Raw genomic sequence first — 14,937 nt, forward strand, 5'->3', positions numbered from 1 at the left:
ATTTAAGGTATCTTATTTAAAAGAAGCGGTATGACTAATTGAATTATATATAATTTTTTATTAAAATATAAAAAATGGGATTTAAAACAGTAAACTACTTAATTTTCTATTATTTGACTTAAATTATTAAATATTTTGAAGCAACCATTACTATAAATGCTTTAATTTTGAAACTTAAAATCACGATATTATGAAAAGAATTATACTATTTTTTATAATTATTTTTTCCAGTGCTGCAATCCATGCACAAGATGGCTCTTTTTGGAAAAGAATTGTTCAAGAGAAAGTTGCAGTTTATGATAGAATTAATGATAAACCTCTTACTGAAAAGCAGTTGTTGTTTAATTTAAACGAAGTTGCAATAAAAAAATCTTTAGAAACACTTCAGAATAAGACTTCAAAACAGAGCAGAATTGAAATTACGATACCCAACATGAAAGGTGAGTTAGAAAAATTTTGGGTTTGGGAATCTTCTAATTTTGAACCCGAATTGCAAGCACAGAATCCAGATATAAGAGCCTACAACGGTATTGGGATTACTGATCGAAAAGCTTCGTTGTATTTTAGTTTGTCACCAAAAGGTATTCAGACTATGATTCTTAGAGGGGAAAGCGGCTCTGAATTTATAGAGCCCTATTCGAAAGATCATACTGTTTATGTTCTATTTGATTCAAAAAGTAGAGTTCGCGGAAGTTTGCCTTTCACTTGCAAAACAGAAGATGTAGCTTTGAATAAAGAACTTTTAAACAAAACAGGTAAAATAGCTGCAAATAATAAAGTTTTCAAAACGTTTAGATTAGCGTTGTCTTGTACTGGCGAGTATACCGCATTTCATGGAGGGACTGTTGCAAATGCTTTGGCTGCCATGAATGCTACCATGACAAGGGTTAATGGTATTTTCAATAAAGATTTAGCCATAAAACTGAGTATTATTGCCAATAACAATCTTATAATTTATACGGATGCCGCTACAGATCCGTATTCAGCTTCCACAGAAGGAGCGGCGGGTACATGGAACTTGGAATTGCAAGAAAATTTAACCGCTACAATAACAAATCCTGGTTATGATATAGGTCATTTGTTTGGGGCAAATGGTGGTGGTGGAAATGCTGGTTGTATAGGCTGTGTGTGTGTTAATCCTAATGATGTTGTTCCTGAGGGAAAAGGAAGTGCTTTTACTTCGCCAAGTGATGGTATACCTCAAGGAGATACTTTTGACATTGATTTTGTAGCCCATGAAATGGGACATCAATTAGGAGCAAACCATACATTTTCTTTCGATATTGAGGATACTGGTGTTAATGTGGAGCCAGGAAGTGGTTCTACCATTATGGCGTATGCAGGAATTACATCGGGTTATAATGTCCAAAATAATTCAGATGATTATTTTGCCTATGCAAGCATAAAGCAAATACAAGATAATCTATCGACTAAAACCTGTCCTGTAAGTACTCTTCTTACTAATAGTCCACCAACAATCAATGCAGGTATAGATTACACTATTCCTAAAGGGACAGCATTTATCTTAAAAGGTTCTGGTTCTGATTTGAATGGTGATGTGATTACTTATTGTTGGGAGCAAAATGATACGGCTATAAATACAGTAGACCCTGCGGTAAACGAAGATGGTAATTTCAGTTTTGCATCACCTACAAAACGCTTTGGGCCAAACTTTAGATCTTTTTATCCAAGTAGTTCACCGGTTCGATACATGCCTGCTTTAAGTTCGGTTTTGGCTAATGAATTAACAACGACTTGGGAATCCGTTTCTACAATTGAAAGAGCACTTGCTTTTACTTTAACGGGAAGGGACAATGCTGCTCTTGGAACAGCGCAAACAAATACTGATGTGATGATGGTAAACGTAAGTGGGGCAGCTGGTCCATTTGAAGTAACATCACAAAATACTGAAAATTCAAGTTGGTTGCAGGGATCAACGCAAACAATTACATGGAACGTAAATAATTCTAATACTTTAACCGGTTCTGCGAATGTGAATATCAAACTTTCAACGGATGGTGGATTAAATTTCAATACCGTTTTGGCTGCAAATACTCCGAATGACGGCTCGCAAACAATTATGGTTCCAAATGTAACGGCTAGAGATTGCAGAATCTTAATTGAGCCTACGGCAAATATTTATTATGCAGTAAACAGTACATCTTTTGCAATTGGGTATTCTGTTGTTTCATCTTGTAATACGTATGCTTTTGCAACACCATTTTCTATACCAGAATCAACAACGTATCGTGCTGTAACAACAACTGTTCCAGCTACAACTGAAGTGATTTCTGATGTGAATTTAGCTATTGCTTTTACTCATACTTATTTGAGTGATGTGCAAATAGAAGTGCTAAATCCACAAGGGACTGTTGTGAAATTATTTGAAAGAAGTTGTGGGTCAACAAGCAATAGTTTAGTATTGAGCTATGATGATTTGGGAGTTGCTCTTGATTGCTCAGTGAAAACAGCCCAAACCGTAGCGCCATTTGAATTATTGTCTAAATTTAATGGGCTAAGTCCGCAAGGAAATTGGACGTTGCGTGTACGTGATTTAGATTCCGGTGACTTTGGCACAATAGATTCAGCATCAATAACAATTTGCACAAAAACATACACCTTAGCAACACCGGATTTTGAACTCAATGATTTTGTTGTTTTTCCTAATCCAAATAAAGGGAATTTTAATATTCAATTCACCACCAAATCCGATGCAGAAGTAAAGGTGATGGTTAATGATTTATTAGGAAGAAAGCTTTTTGAAAATGACTTTAAAAGCAAGTCAAATTTTAATGAAAATATACAATTGAAAAATCTTTATCCAGGAGTTTATATGTTAACAGTTATTGAAGGAGAGCGAAAACAAATCAGAAAGATTGTAATTGAATAAGTAAAATAGAATTACTAAAAAAGGGAAGTGTTTTTACAAACGTTTCCCTTTTTTTATTTTCCGTTAAAGGAAGTCATGGTGTTTTCTAATCCCGCAGTACCAAAAGATTTTATAATCTCTGATCCTATTTCTAATCGTTCCGGAAGTGTAGTTTTTTCAGTATCGTCCCAGTCACCAAGGACATAATCAACTTGTTTTCCTTTTTTGAATTCATCGCTTATGCCAAAACGGAATCGTGCGTAGTTTTGTGTGTTTAGTACCAAGTTAATATTCTTAAGTCCATTATGTCCACCGTCACTTCCTTTTTGTCTAATGCGGATGGCTCCAAACGGCAGATTTAAATCATCTGTAATAACCAGAATGTTTTCAAGTGGAACATTCTCCTTTTCCATCCAATATTGAACCGCTTTCCCGCTTAAATTCATATAAGTGTTGGGTTTCAAAAGTAAAAAGGTTCTTCCTTTAAATTTGTATTCAGCTAGTGCGCCAAGTTTTACGGTTTCGAAAGAAACTCCTTCTTTGCGGGCTAGAAAATCTACGATTTTAAACCCGATGTTATGTCTTGTGTTTACGTACTCAGCCCCGATGTTGCCTAGTCCGACTATTAAAAATTTCTTCATGATGGTGCTACTGTGCTCTGATTTTGTGGTTGCGAATAGGTTTGAAATCCATTTTATCATGGTACAAAAGTAAGCTTAATTCAATAAAATGACTATGTTGTAGCTAATATTTTAAGGGTTTATGTGGCTCATGTCTGAGATGCAAAAAATAGGGTGTAATAGCCCCGATTGTAGTGAAAATCCTTTTTGTACGCTTCTTTTGCGTGCAAAAAGATTGCAACGGAAAGCGGGACAAAATAGTTTTAAAAGTATTTTAGCTGCTTCTTATATATAAAAAAAATAAAGGCAAAAAAAAGCGCCAGTTGTGTAACTGACGCTTTCTTGAATTTTGATTGAAAAAAATTATTTTTTCTTTCCTTTTGCAGGAGCTTTTGCTGCTTTTGCTGCTTCTTGAGCTGCTTTCATAGCTGCACGAGAAATCTTCACTTGACAAATAACAGTGTTGTCTGGGTGCATGATTTTGAAGTTTTCAGCTGGTACTTTAGTAACATATAATTTGTTACCCATATCAAGTGGAGTAATGTCAGCTTCAACAAAATCAGGAAGATTTTTAGGAAGCGCTCTTACTTTTAATTTACGGTTGTTCATACGTAAATCACCACCTGCCATAACACCTTTAGATTTTCCAACAATTTTTACTGGAACTTCAATAGTAATTTCTTTGTCTTCAAAGATTTGAAAGAAGTCAATGTGTAAAATTTTGTCAGATACTGGGTGTACTTGAATGTCTTGGAGTACAGCGTTGTATGATTTTCCGTTACCAAGATCGATCTCAACTGTGTGAGCGTTTGGAGTGTAAATCAAGTTTTTGAAAGCCATAACTTCTGCTGAGAAATGAACTGCTTGATTTCCTCCGTATAATACGCAAGGAACCAATCCAGCATTACGTAAGGCTTTAGTAGCTACTTTGCCCACGCTTTCTCTTTCTGATCCTTTAATTGTAATCGATTTCATTGTAAAAAAAATATAGTTATTAAATAATATTATTATTTATTTGGCGTCAAGCTTTTGGCTTTCAGCACTCGTTATAATATATGGCATTTGACTCAGCGCCTAGTGCATTACATTATAAATTTTCCGCTTATTGAGTTGTTGTGGTGAACCATGTGCATTACCTCAGCAAATAGAGGTGCACAACTCAATACGCGTATTTTGCTTGATGTTTTCTTTAGCGGAATTGAATCTGTTACGATCAACTCACTTAATTTTGAGTTTTCTATTTTTTCATAAGCATCGCCTGATAGTATAGCGTGCGTACAAATAGCTCTTACACTCAAAGCTCCTTTTTCAATCATCAAATCTGCGGCTTTCGCCAATGTTCCTCCGGTGTCAATCATGTCATCTACCAAAATCACATTACGACCTTTAACCTCACCAATTAATTCCATGGTATCGATTACGTTTGCAACTTTACGCTGCTTGTAACAAATAACCACATCTGATTCTAAAAATTTAGAATACGCATAAGCTCTTTTTGAACCTCCCATATCAGGCGAAGCAATCGTTAAATTGTCCAGTCCTAAGCTTTTTACGTATGGTAAAAAGATAGTTGAGGCAAAAAGGTGATCTACAGGTTTTTCAAAGAAACCCTGAATTTGATCTGCGTGCAAATCCATGGTCATTACTCTTGTTGCACCTGCAGCATCTAGTAAGTTTGCTACAAGTTTAGCTCCTATCGGAACTCTTGGCTTGTCTTTTCTATCTTGTCTTGCCCATCCAAAATAAGGAATCACAGCTGTTATGTGCCTAGCTGATGCACGCTTTGCGGCGTCAATCATTAACAGTAATTCCATCAAGTTATCAGCAGTAGGAAATGTTGAGCATACTATGAATACGCGCAATCCTCTTATAGATTCCTCATAAGAAGGCTGAAATTCCCCGTCACTATATTTTGATGTAGTGATTTTACCTAGTGGTATTCCGTATTCTTTTGCAATTTTTTCAGCAAGATAAACACTTTGTGAACAAGCAAAAATTTTAGCTTCTGGCTCTAGGTGTGACATTATTGTGTGTTGTTTTTATCTGTGGTTGCAAGATAGTTTTGACTTAAGCTGTTGCTTAAACTAAAAATAAATCTATTTACCTAAGATGTAGTTAGTTGTGTGTTTCGTTTTTTAACGAGGTGCAAATTTATAAAATATATTTAACACTGAAAGGAAAAAATTAAGTATTTTTAGTTGAACATTTAATTAATTTTTTTACATTTGCACCGTGTTAAAGGAAAAGATAGTTAGATACTACTAAATATCTCTTTATTGCGTGAAGCGACTGTTGTCGTTTCTGTCTGCTAAGCCCGGATGGCGGAATTGGTAGACGCGCTGGTCTCAAACACCTGTGGGAAACCGTGCCGGTTCGACTCCGGCTCCGGGTACAAAAACCGCTTCGAAAGAAGCGGTTTTTTTGTTTTATATCACAACGAGTTCCTCAATATCAAATCACTTTTGTTTTCTATTTGCTCTTTTTTACCTTTTAAAATCATTTGTGCTAAAAGTTGTCCCATCATTTCAAAATGGGTTGAAATGGTTGTGATTCCGTTTTCTACTACTTTTTTTAGTGGGGTTTCATTATAGGATATAATTCCGTAGTCAGTGCCCAATTGTAAATTTTGAATTTTTGCCTTTTCTATTACACTAACTAAATCCCTGTCACTCGGAATAATATACACCTCGCCAGTTGTGATATTTCTGTTTTTAAATTCGGTTATGATTTCATATTCAAAAGCGTGATCGTTGCAAAATTTTTCAAAGCCTATTTTCATCCCAAGCGGTTCACGGAATCCAGGAAAAATCATTATTAGTTTTTTGTATTTGTTCAGCTTTGATTTTCCTTTTAATAGGCCTTCATAAATATCTTTTACAAAGTTTTGGTACACTGCAGGATAGTTCAATAATTCTGGATTGGTCTGATCAAGAATATAAACGTCCTGAACTGGTAGGGTTTTTATAATTGATGCGGCTTCTTCAAGATTGGTCGGCATGATAATGTATTTGGTGTAATTACCGTTGCTGTCATGAATTAGTTTTTGAAAAACGGGAACGTTAAAATGATGAAAAAAAATATCAACCTGAGCTGTAGTTCCTATGTTTTCGAGAAAGGAATTGTACAAGTCTTCTTTGAAAATGTTTAATTCATCAAAGAGTAAAAATATCTTTTGTTTTATGGATACTTCAACGCTTTTTACATAATATCCTTTGCCGGGAATGGCATAAATTATCCCTCTTTTCTTTAACTCATCGTAGGCGAGTAAAACGGTATCTCTAGACAGAGAGAATTCTAAACGCACTTTATTTACTGATGGGAGTCTGTCCCCTTTTTGTAGCAATTCTTGTTGCAGTGCTACTTCAATAGAGGTTATAATTTGCTGGTATTTAGGAATGCCTTTATTGTTTTGAATGCTGATTAGTTTCATGTAAAAAGTGTTTTTCAAGTTGCAATGTACAAAAACTGGTAGGTACTGGTATGTAATACTTAACAATTATTTTACTTTTGGTTTTTCACATTTCATAATTTATTCATGAAAATAAAACACATATCACATTTTAATAGGGTTTCTGTGCTGAAATCATTTAGTTATATGCCTAATGGTGAAGAGGTCTCTATGTGTGAACTTGTCAACAGTAAGGGAATGCAAATGACGGTGATGGGTTATGGAGCTACACTTACATCTTTAAAAGTGCCTTTAAAAAATGGTAATTTGGTTGACGTAGTTTTGGGTTTTGAAACCCTAGAGGAATATATAAAATCCTATGATTTGCCAAGTGCTCCTTATTTTGGTGCTATTGTAGGAAGGTTTGCAGGAAGGATAAGTAATGCCGAATTCAAGCTTGGTGGAAAATCTTACTTGTTAAATAAAAACAATAATGGAAATTCGTTACACGGCGGCAGTATTGGTCTAAGCCAGAGAAACTGGAAACTAAAAAGCAAAAAAGAAGGTAAAAATCCATCTGTTACGTTCACCTATTGCAGTAAGCATAATGAAGAATTTTTTCCTGGAGACGTTGTGGTTGATGTGACCTATATGCTTACCGATGAAAATGAAATGATAGTAGAGTATGTGGCGCATGCATCACAAGACACTATTTTAAACCTAACGCATCACAGCTATTTTAACCTAGATGGACATCACAATTCTGTTGTTGATCAGGAGATGCGTGTTAATTCACAAAGAATATTAGAAACCACAAGTTCAGGCATTCCCACCGGTCGTTTTTTGAATGTTGCTAATTGTCCTTTCGATTTTACAAATAGCAGAAATTGTCCCGCTACAATAGATACTACTTTTGTTTTAAACAAAGAAAAAGAGTACGCTGCATCTTTGTACAGCAGTGATAAATTATTAAGAATGTCTGTTTACACCAATCAACCTGCTGTACATGTATACGTAGGCGGGAATTGTTTTGGACAAATAAAAGGGAAAGATAACGCGGCATATCACCCTACTAGTGGGATTTGTTTTGAAACTCAAAATTTTCCTGATGCTCCTAATCATGATCATTTCCCGAGTGCGATTCTCAAAAAAGGGGAGTTGTATTACCATAAAACTATTTATAAATTTAAATCTTTTTGAGATGAAAAAATACTTTAAAAACTCGGCATTGCTTTCGCTTCTCATACTTGTTTTTTCTTGTTCTGATGCTGGTGAGAGTAGCGCTACAGAAACTCCTGTTGCAAAACCACCTGTGGTTGCTGAGGAGTTTATCAAAGCCGCTGATATTTCGTATTTGCCAGAAATAGAAGCTGCGGGAGTAATTTTCACTAACAACGGAAAAACAGAAGACATGTTAACCACACTAAAAAGTGCTGGATGTAATACCATTAGAATTCGTTTGTGGAAAGATCCTGCCAACGGACATTCTGGATTGACCGAGGTAAAGGCTTTGGCGCAAAGAGTAAAACAAGCGGGCTTAAAAGTTTGGTTAACTGTTCACTATTCTGACGATTGGGCTGATCCTGCGGTGCAAACCACTCCAGCTGCTTGGAAAAACGTATCTTTTAATGATCTAAAAGCTGCAGTAGCCACTTATACCACAACTATTTTGACCGAAATTAATCCAGATATTATTCAAATCGGTAATGAAATTAATACCGGATTGCTTTGGCCTCAAGGGCATTTAATCAATCAAGAAGCGCAATGTTTGGCGCTATTGTCTACCGCATGCGCTACCATTCGAAGCAAAGCGCCAAGTACAAAAATCATGATACACTACGCAGGCGTTTCGGCTACTGACACCAACTGGTTTTTTAATAAAGTAAAAAGTATCGATTATGATTATATCGGTTTGTCGTATTATCCTCTTTGGCATGGGAAAGATATGGCTGCGGTAAAAACGACCATTGATGCCTTAGGAAAAAACTTTTCTAAGAAAGTGTTGATTGCAGAAACAGCCTATCCATTTACCTTAACTTGGAATGACTGGACTAATAATATCATGGGCTTAGAATCACAATTAATATCTGGGTTTCCTGCCACTCCCGAAGGTCAAAAGAGTTTTGTTTTGGCGATTAAAGATTTGGTAAAATCGTCTACTTACGGACAAGGTTTTGCGTATTGGGGAGGCGAATGGGTGTCTTTCAAAGGAAGTCAAGCCTCCAATGGTTCTACTTTTGAAAACCAAGCATTCTATGATTTTTCAAATAAAGCATTGCCAGTTTTACAAGCGTTTACTAATTAATCATGATGAAAAAATATACTGTTTTTTACTATACTTTTTCGATTTTCTCTATACTTGGTCTAAACACCACAGCGCTATCGCAAAAGAAAAACAAATCGGCTTTCGCCAAAGGAGCGGACGTGAGTTGGTTGCCTCAAATGGAAGCTACTGGCTATCGTTTTTATGATACTGACGGAAATGAAAAAGATTGTTTGCAATTGCTAAAAGAACGCGGAATGAATACCATTCGTTTGCGTGTATTTGTCAATCCGAGTCAAGACAAAGCCAGTGGTCATTGCAGTAAGGAAGAAACAGTAGCTATGGCCTTGCGTGCTCAAAAAGCCAAAATGCGCATTATGATTGATTTTCATTATAGCGATACTTGGGCCGATCCAGCCAAACAAGCCAAACCTGCTGCTTGGGCCAATTTATCATTCGATGCGTTACAACAAAAAGTTTATGAGCATACTTTTGACGTGTTGACGGCTTTAAAAAAAGCAGGTGTTACTCCAGAATGGGTTCAGGTGGGGAATGAAATCCCGGGCGGAATGCTTTGGCCTGATGGGAGTACGAACAATTGGACTCAACTAGCGCAATTATTGAATAAAGGATACGAAGCGACCAAAGCCGTGAACGCCAAAATCAAAGTAATTGTGCACGTAGATGAAGGGAATAACAATGAAAAATTCCGTTGGTTTTTTGATAAAGCTACCGAGCATCTAGTAAAGTATGACGTTATTGGTTTGTCTTACTATCCCTTTTGGATCAAGAAAGACTATTCAGAAACCATAGCCGATTTGCAAAAAAACCTAAATGATATGGCTTCTCGTTATCAGAAAGAGGTAATGGTTGTTGAAGTTGGCGGTGTTGATGAACAAGTACAAAACACCAAAGAACTCCTAGCTGCTACAATCAAAGCCGTAAGAGCTGTTCCCGATAATAAAGGCTTGGGCGTTTTGTATTGGGAGCCGCAAGGAGCTAAATATTGGAGTGGCTATGGCTTGAGTGCTTGGCAACCAGACGGAAAACCTTCACCAGCATTGGATGCTTTTAAAGAATAATTATAGCTATTTACAAATGAAGAAATTAACGCTTTTTTTGCTGGTTTTTACAGCTTTCACTACAACGACTTTCTCTCAAGCCCGAGTGGTAAAGGTATTGGATACCCATTGGAAATTTCAAAAAGGAAATTTTGAAGACGCTTTTAAAACAAACTTTAACGACTCGAAATGGGAATCGGTTACTGTTCCGCATGATTGGGCAATTTATGGTCCTTTTGATAAAAATGTAGACATTCAGAAAGTTGCCATTGTTCAAAATGGAGAAAATGTAGCTACCGAAAAAACAGGAAGAACCGGAGCCTTACCACATATTGGTACTGCGTGGTATCGCAATACATTTAGTTTGCCTAAAGATACCAAAGGCAAAAAAATCCTATTGCTTTTTGAAGGCGCTATGAGCGAACCTCAAGTGTATTTGAATGGGAAAAAAGTAGGGGAATGGGCGTATGGCTATAGTTATTTTTATTTTGATGTTTCTCAATTCATTCAAGAAGGCGACAATACAGTAGCCGTAAAATTATCCAATAAAGAATTTGCCTCCCGTTGGTATCCCGGAGCTGGTTTGTATCGAAAAGTAAGTGTTATTATAAAAAACAAGGAAAGCATTGACCAATGGGGTCAGTTTATAACGACACCTTTTATTAGTGATGCCGTGGCCAAAGTCAATATTAAGACCAAAGCTTCTGGTGAAAATTCGCGTTTGGTGACCACTATTTTTGATGCTGAAGGAAAGAAATTAAATTCAGAGGAGTCGGTTACACCATTCGGAAAAGAATTCGATCAAAATATAAAAGTAGAGAATCCAAAACTGTGGAGTCCTGAGACGCCTTATTTGTACAAAGCTGTTACTCAATTATATGTTGGTAATGAATTGAAAGACGAGCTTACCACCCAATTTGGAATCCGAGAAATAAAGTATGAAGCCAATAAAGGGTTTAGCCTTAATGGGAAAGTGACCAAATTCAAAGGTGTTTGTTTGCATCACGATTTGGGACCTCTTGGTGCTGCGGTAAACAAAGCCGCTTTGCGTAGACAGTTGACCATTTTAAAAGATATGGGATGCAATGCCATTCGCAGTTCGCACAATATGCCTTCTTTCGAGCAATTGGAGTTGGCAGACGAAATGGGGTTTTTGTTTCTGGCAGAGAGTTTCGACGAATGGGTTTTACCAAAAGTAGATAACGGCTACCATCGCTTTTTTGATGAATATGCCGAAAAAGACATTGTGAATTTGGTGCAAGCCACACGTAATCATCCTTCTATTGTGATGTGGAGTTCAGGAAATGAAGTTCCAGATCAGTGGGGAGAAGCGGGTGTAAAACGAGCCAAATGGTTGCAAGAAATATTTCATAGAGAAGATCCAACTCGTCCAGTGACCGTTGGAATGGATCAGGTAAAAGCGACTATGGAATCGGGTTTTGGAGCCTTGCTAGATATTCCAGGATTGAATTATCGCGTGCATTTGTATGATGAGGCATTTAAAAAATTTCCGCAAGGATTTATTTTAGGTTCCGAAACGGCATCAACGGTGAGTTCAAGAGGGATTTATAAATTTCCTGTGGTTCAAGAAAAAATGAAGCAATATCCAGACTTTCAATCTTCATCGTATGATTTGGAAGCCTGCAGTTGGTCCAATGTTCCTGATGAAGATTTCGTACTTCAGGATGATAAACCTTGGGTAATTGGTGAATTCGTTTGGACAGGATTTGATTATTTGGGCGAACCAACACCTTATGACGAAAGTTGGCCGTCTCGTAGTTCGTATTTCGGAATTAACGATTTAGCAGGCTTACCGAAAGACCGTTATTATTTGTACCGAAGCCGATGGAACACCAAGGCAACTACGCTACACATCTTACCCCATTGGAATTGGGAAGGTCTTGAAGGACAAACAACTCCCGTTTTTGTGTACACCAGTTACAACAGTGCCGAACTTTTTATCAATGGTAAAAGTATGGGCGTACAAATCAAAAACAAGAACACGCCGCAAAACCGTTACCGCTTGATGTGGATGGATGTAAAATATGAACCAGGAACGGTAAAAGTCGTAGCTTATGATGACAATGGCAAAGCGGCAGAAGAAAAGGAAATCCGAACCGCTGGTCAACCGCACCAAATCGTTTTGGATGCAGACCGAAAAACCATCACAGCCGATGGCGAGGATATTTCTTTTGTTACGGTATCTGTAGTGGATAAAAATGGAGTTCCTTGTCCAACTGCAACGAATCAGTTGAAATTTAAGGTGTCGGGAGCGGGTACGTATCGCGCGGCTTGTAATGGAGATGCTACTTCGCTTGAAATGTTCCACCAAGATACCATGAAGCTTTTTAGCGGAAAATTGGTAGTGCTTGTAAAATCAAAAACTACTGCAGGAGCCATCCAATTGGAAGTAAACGGAGCTGGTTTAAAGACTGGTAAATTGAATTTGGAAGTAAAGAAGTAAATAAAAAAAAATAGATCAACACTTTAAAAATTTCAATAGTAATGAATGATTCATTAATACAAAAAACAACCGCTTTTTTTCAGGAAACATTTGGTAATGTACCTGAAAGAATAGTCCTTTCTCCAGGAAGAATTAACATCATTGGAGAACATGTAGATTACAACGATGGCTTTGTATTGCCTGCTGCTATAGATAAGATCATTTGCTTTGCTTTTGAAAAAAGTAACACTACAACTTCTAAAATCGTTGCTATCGATTTGAATCAAGAATTTGAAGTCGATTTGTTGCAAGACATTGAACTCAGTTCAATCGTTTGGAACAATTATATTTTAGGAGTTTTGAAACAACTACAACATAATGGTTTTGAATTTAGCGGGGTTAATTGCGTTTTTAGTAGCAACATTCCAGTTGGTTCTGGATTGTCGTCTTCGGCTGCATTGGAATGTGGTTTTCTATTTGGTCTAAACGAACTTTTTGATTTAAAAATTAAGCCTATTGATATTGCTTTAATGGGTCAAAAGGCAGAACACTGGGTGGGAATCAATTGTGGTATTATGGACCAATTTGCTAGTGTGCATGGACTTGAAAATAAGGTCATTAAATTGGATTGCAATACCCTGGAATTTGAGTGCCACAATGCTGATTTTAAAGACTATGCTCTGGTTTTGTTGGATAGCAATGTGAAGCATTCACTGTTTACATCGGCCTATAATAAAAGAAGAGAAGAATGCGAGGAAGGTTTGGCGATTATCAAAGCTAATTTTCCTGAAATCAAAAGTTTTAGAAATTGTACCGAAGCGCAATTGTTGACTTTGAAAGACAAAATGGATGCTGTAGTTTTTACACGCGTGCATTATGTAGTAAAAGAAATTGCTCGTGTGTCTAAAGCTTGTGAAGCTTTGGATGCGGGAAATATTGAGCTTTTGGGGAAATTACTTTTTGAAACCCATGATGGTTTGTCAAAAGAATATGAGGTGAGCTGTCCTGAGCTTGATTATTTAGTGGATCTTGCACTAGCCGATGAAGCCGTAATAGGTTCCCGATTGATGGGCGGTGGTTTTGGGGGTTGCACCATCACCTTTATTAAAAAAGGAAAAGAAGAAGCTGTTAAACAAAAATTCGCCCAATTGTACCAAGAAAAATGGAACATTGAGTTGAAAATTTATGATGTTAAAATCGGAAACGGTACATCATTATATAATGCAAACTAAGATGAAAAATTTTGATATCAACGAAGATCCACATAGACGTTTTAATCCCTTAACCAACGAATGGGTTTTGGTTTCGCCTCATCGTTCGAAAAGACCTTGGCAGGGCCAAAAAGAAACCATTTCGGTTGTTCAATTACCAGAATACGATCCCCAATGTTACTTGTGTCCGGGGAATGTGCGTGCAAATGGTGAAGTGAATCCACCATACGATTCTTGTTATGTTTTTGAAAATGATTTTGCCGCCTTAAAGCAAGAAGAAATCTTTTATGAAGAGAATGAAAAACACACTTTTTTTAAGGCAAAACCAGAACGTGGCATTTCTAGAGTGGTCTGTTTTTCTCCGAGACACGATTTGACTTTACCTCAAATGGAGGTCGAGAATATCGAGAATATTGTAACTACTTGGCAAAAAGAATATGAGACTTTGGGCGCTATAGATTATATTAACCATGTTCAAATTTTTGAAAACAAAGGCAGTGTAATGGGCTGCAGTAATCCGCATCCGCACGGTCAAATTTGGGCACAATCGTCTTTGCCTACACAAGTAGAAAAAACACATAATAGCTTGAATCAGTATTTTGTAAAACATGATCGAACCTTATTACTAGATTATTTGGTGGAAGAATTGAAGCTGCAAGAGCGCATCGTGATCGAGAATGAGCATTTTGTAGCTTTGGTACCTTTTTGGGCAATTTGGCCTTACGAGACCATGATTGTGAGTAAACGTAGCGTGTCCAAAATCACTGATTTTACTTCAGCTGAGGTTACAGATTTTGCTGTTATTTTAAAACAGTTAACCACTAAATACGATAATCTTTTCGAAACCTCATTTCCGTATTCTTCAGGGATTCATCAAGCACCGACAGATGGAGAGGAACATCCAGCATGGCATTTTCACATGCATTTTTATCCGCCTTTGTTGCGCTCAGCCTCGGTAAAAAAGTTTATGGTAGGCTACGAAATGATGGGGGAGTCACAGCGTGATATTACTCCAGAGAAAAGTGCTGAGGTATTAAAAAGTCAATCAAATATTCATTATAAATCTGTTATCCAAAACTAAA

At 36.9% G+C, this 14,937-nt stretch carries 11 protein-coding genes and 1 tRNA gene; 8 read left to right on the forward strand and 4 right to left on the reverse strand.

Annotated elements, in window-relative coordinates:
- Positions 1-190 precede the first annotated feature (190 nt).
- Positions 191-2,890: a reprolysin-like metallopeptidase gene (locus K5V07_RS01150; protein ID WP_221916025.1), complete on the forward strand. Its 2,700-nt coding sequence runs from the start codon at positions 191-193 to the stop codon at positions 2,888-2,890.
- A gap of 53 nt (positions 2,891-2,943) precedes the next feature.
- On the opposite strand, the gene pth is transcribed toward K5V07_RS01150, so the two are convergent.
- From pth to K5V07_RS01165, 3 genes are all read right to left on the reverse strand, one after another.
- Positions 2,944-3,570, reverse strand: coding sequence for an aminoacyl-tRNA hydrolase (gene pth / locus K5V07_RS01155; RefSeq protein WP_221916026.1), 627 nt, complete (start codon positions 3,568-3,570; stop codon positions 2,944-2,946).
- Between the two features lie 282 nt (positions 3,571-3,852).
- Positions 3,853-4,464: a 50S ribosomal protein L25/general stress protein Ctc gene (locus K5V07_RS01160; RefSeq protein ID WP_182650088.1), complete on the reverse strand. Its 612-nt coding sequence runs from the start codon at positions 4,462-4,464 to the stop codon at positions 3,853-3,855.
- A 107-nt stretch (positions 4,465-4,571) separates the two neighbouring features.
- Positions 4,572-5,513, reverse strand: coding sequence for a ribose-phosphate pyrophosphokinase (locus K5V07_RS01165; protein WP_144893376.1), 942 nt, complete (start codon positions 5,511-5,513; stop codon positions 4,572-4,574).
- Between the two features lie 288 nt (positions 5,514-5,801).
- Between K5V07_RS01165 and K5V07_RS01170 the strand changes: the two genes are divergently transcribed.
- Positions 5,802-5,881 (forward strand) — tRNA-Leu (locus K5V07_RS01170).
- Positions 5,882-5,920: 39 nt separating this feature from the next.
- Here the strand turns inward: K5V07_RS01170 and K5V07_RS01175 are convergent.
- Entirely contained in the window at positions 5,921-6,919 is a 999-nt protein-coding gene (locus K5V07_RS01175; protein WP_221916027.1) for a GntR family transcriptional regulator, read from the reverse strand.
- Between the two features lie 105 nt (positions 6,920-7,024).
- Here K5V07_RS01175 and K5V07_RS01180 point away from each other — a divergent pair, with 105 nt between their 5' ends.
- Genes K5V07_RS01180 through K5V07_RS01205 form a run of 6 tightly spaced genes read left to right on the forward strand, consistent with a single transcriptional unit; the run spans position 7,025 to position 14,936 of the window.
- A complete protein-coding gene (locus K5V07_RS01180; protein ID WP_221916028.1) occupies positions 7,025-8,077 on the forward strand; it encodes an aldose epimerase family protein in 1,053 nt (350 codons plus the stop codon).
- A 1-nt stretch (position 8,078) separates the two neighbouring features.
- The gene (locus tag K5V07_RS01185; protein ID WP_221916029.1) at positions 8,079-9,182 is read left to right on the forward strand and encodes a glycosyl hydrolase 53 family protein; all 1,104 of its coding nucleotides are present in this window, start codon (positions 8,079-8,081) and stop codon (positions 9,180-9,182) included.
- 2 nt (positions 9,183-9,184) lie between these two features.
- Positions 9,185-10,222 carry a glycosyl hydrolase 53 family protein gene (locus K5V07_RS01190; protein WP_255577411.1) on the forward strand — a complete coding sequence of 346 codons (1,038 nt, stop codon included), beginning with the start codon at positions 9,185-9,187 and terminating at the stop codon, positions 10,220-10,222.
- A 16-nt stretch (positions 10,223-10,238) separates the two neighbouring features.
- Positions 10,239-12,665, forward strand: a complete 2,427-nt coding sequence (locus K5V07_RS01195; RefSeq protein ID WP_221916030.1) for a DUF4982 domain-containing protein — start codon at positions 10,239-10,241, stop codon at positions 12,663-12,665.
- Between the two features lie 41 nt (positions 12,666-12,706).
- A complete protein-coding gene (gene galK, locus K5V07_RS01200; protein WP_221916031.1) occupies positions 12,707-13,876 on the forward strand; it encodes a galactokinase in 1,170 nt (389 codons plus the stop codon).
- A gap of 1 nt (position 13,877) precedes the next feature.
- Positions 13,878-14,936, forward strand: a complete 1,059-nt coding sequence (locus tag K5V07_RS01205; RefSeq protein WP_221916032.1) for a UDP-glucose--hexose-1-phosphate uridylyltransferase — start codon at positions 13,878-13,880, stop codon at positions 14,934-14,936.
- Position 14,937: the final 1 nt, after the last annotated feature.

This window comes from Flavobacterium sp. CHNK8 (assembly GCF_019774515.1).
Taxonomy (GTDB): Bacteria; Bacteroidota; Bacteroidia; order Flavobacteriales; family Flavobacteriaceae; genus Flavobacterium; species Flavobacterium tiangeerense.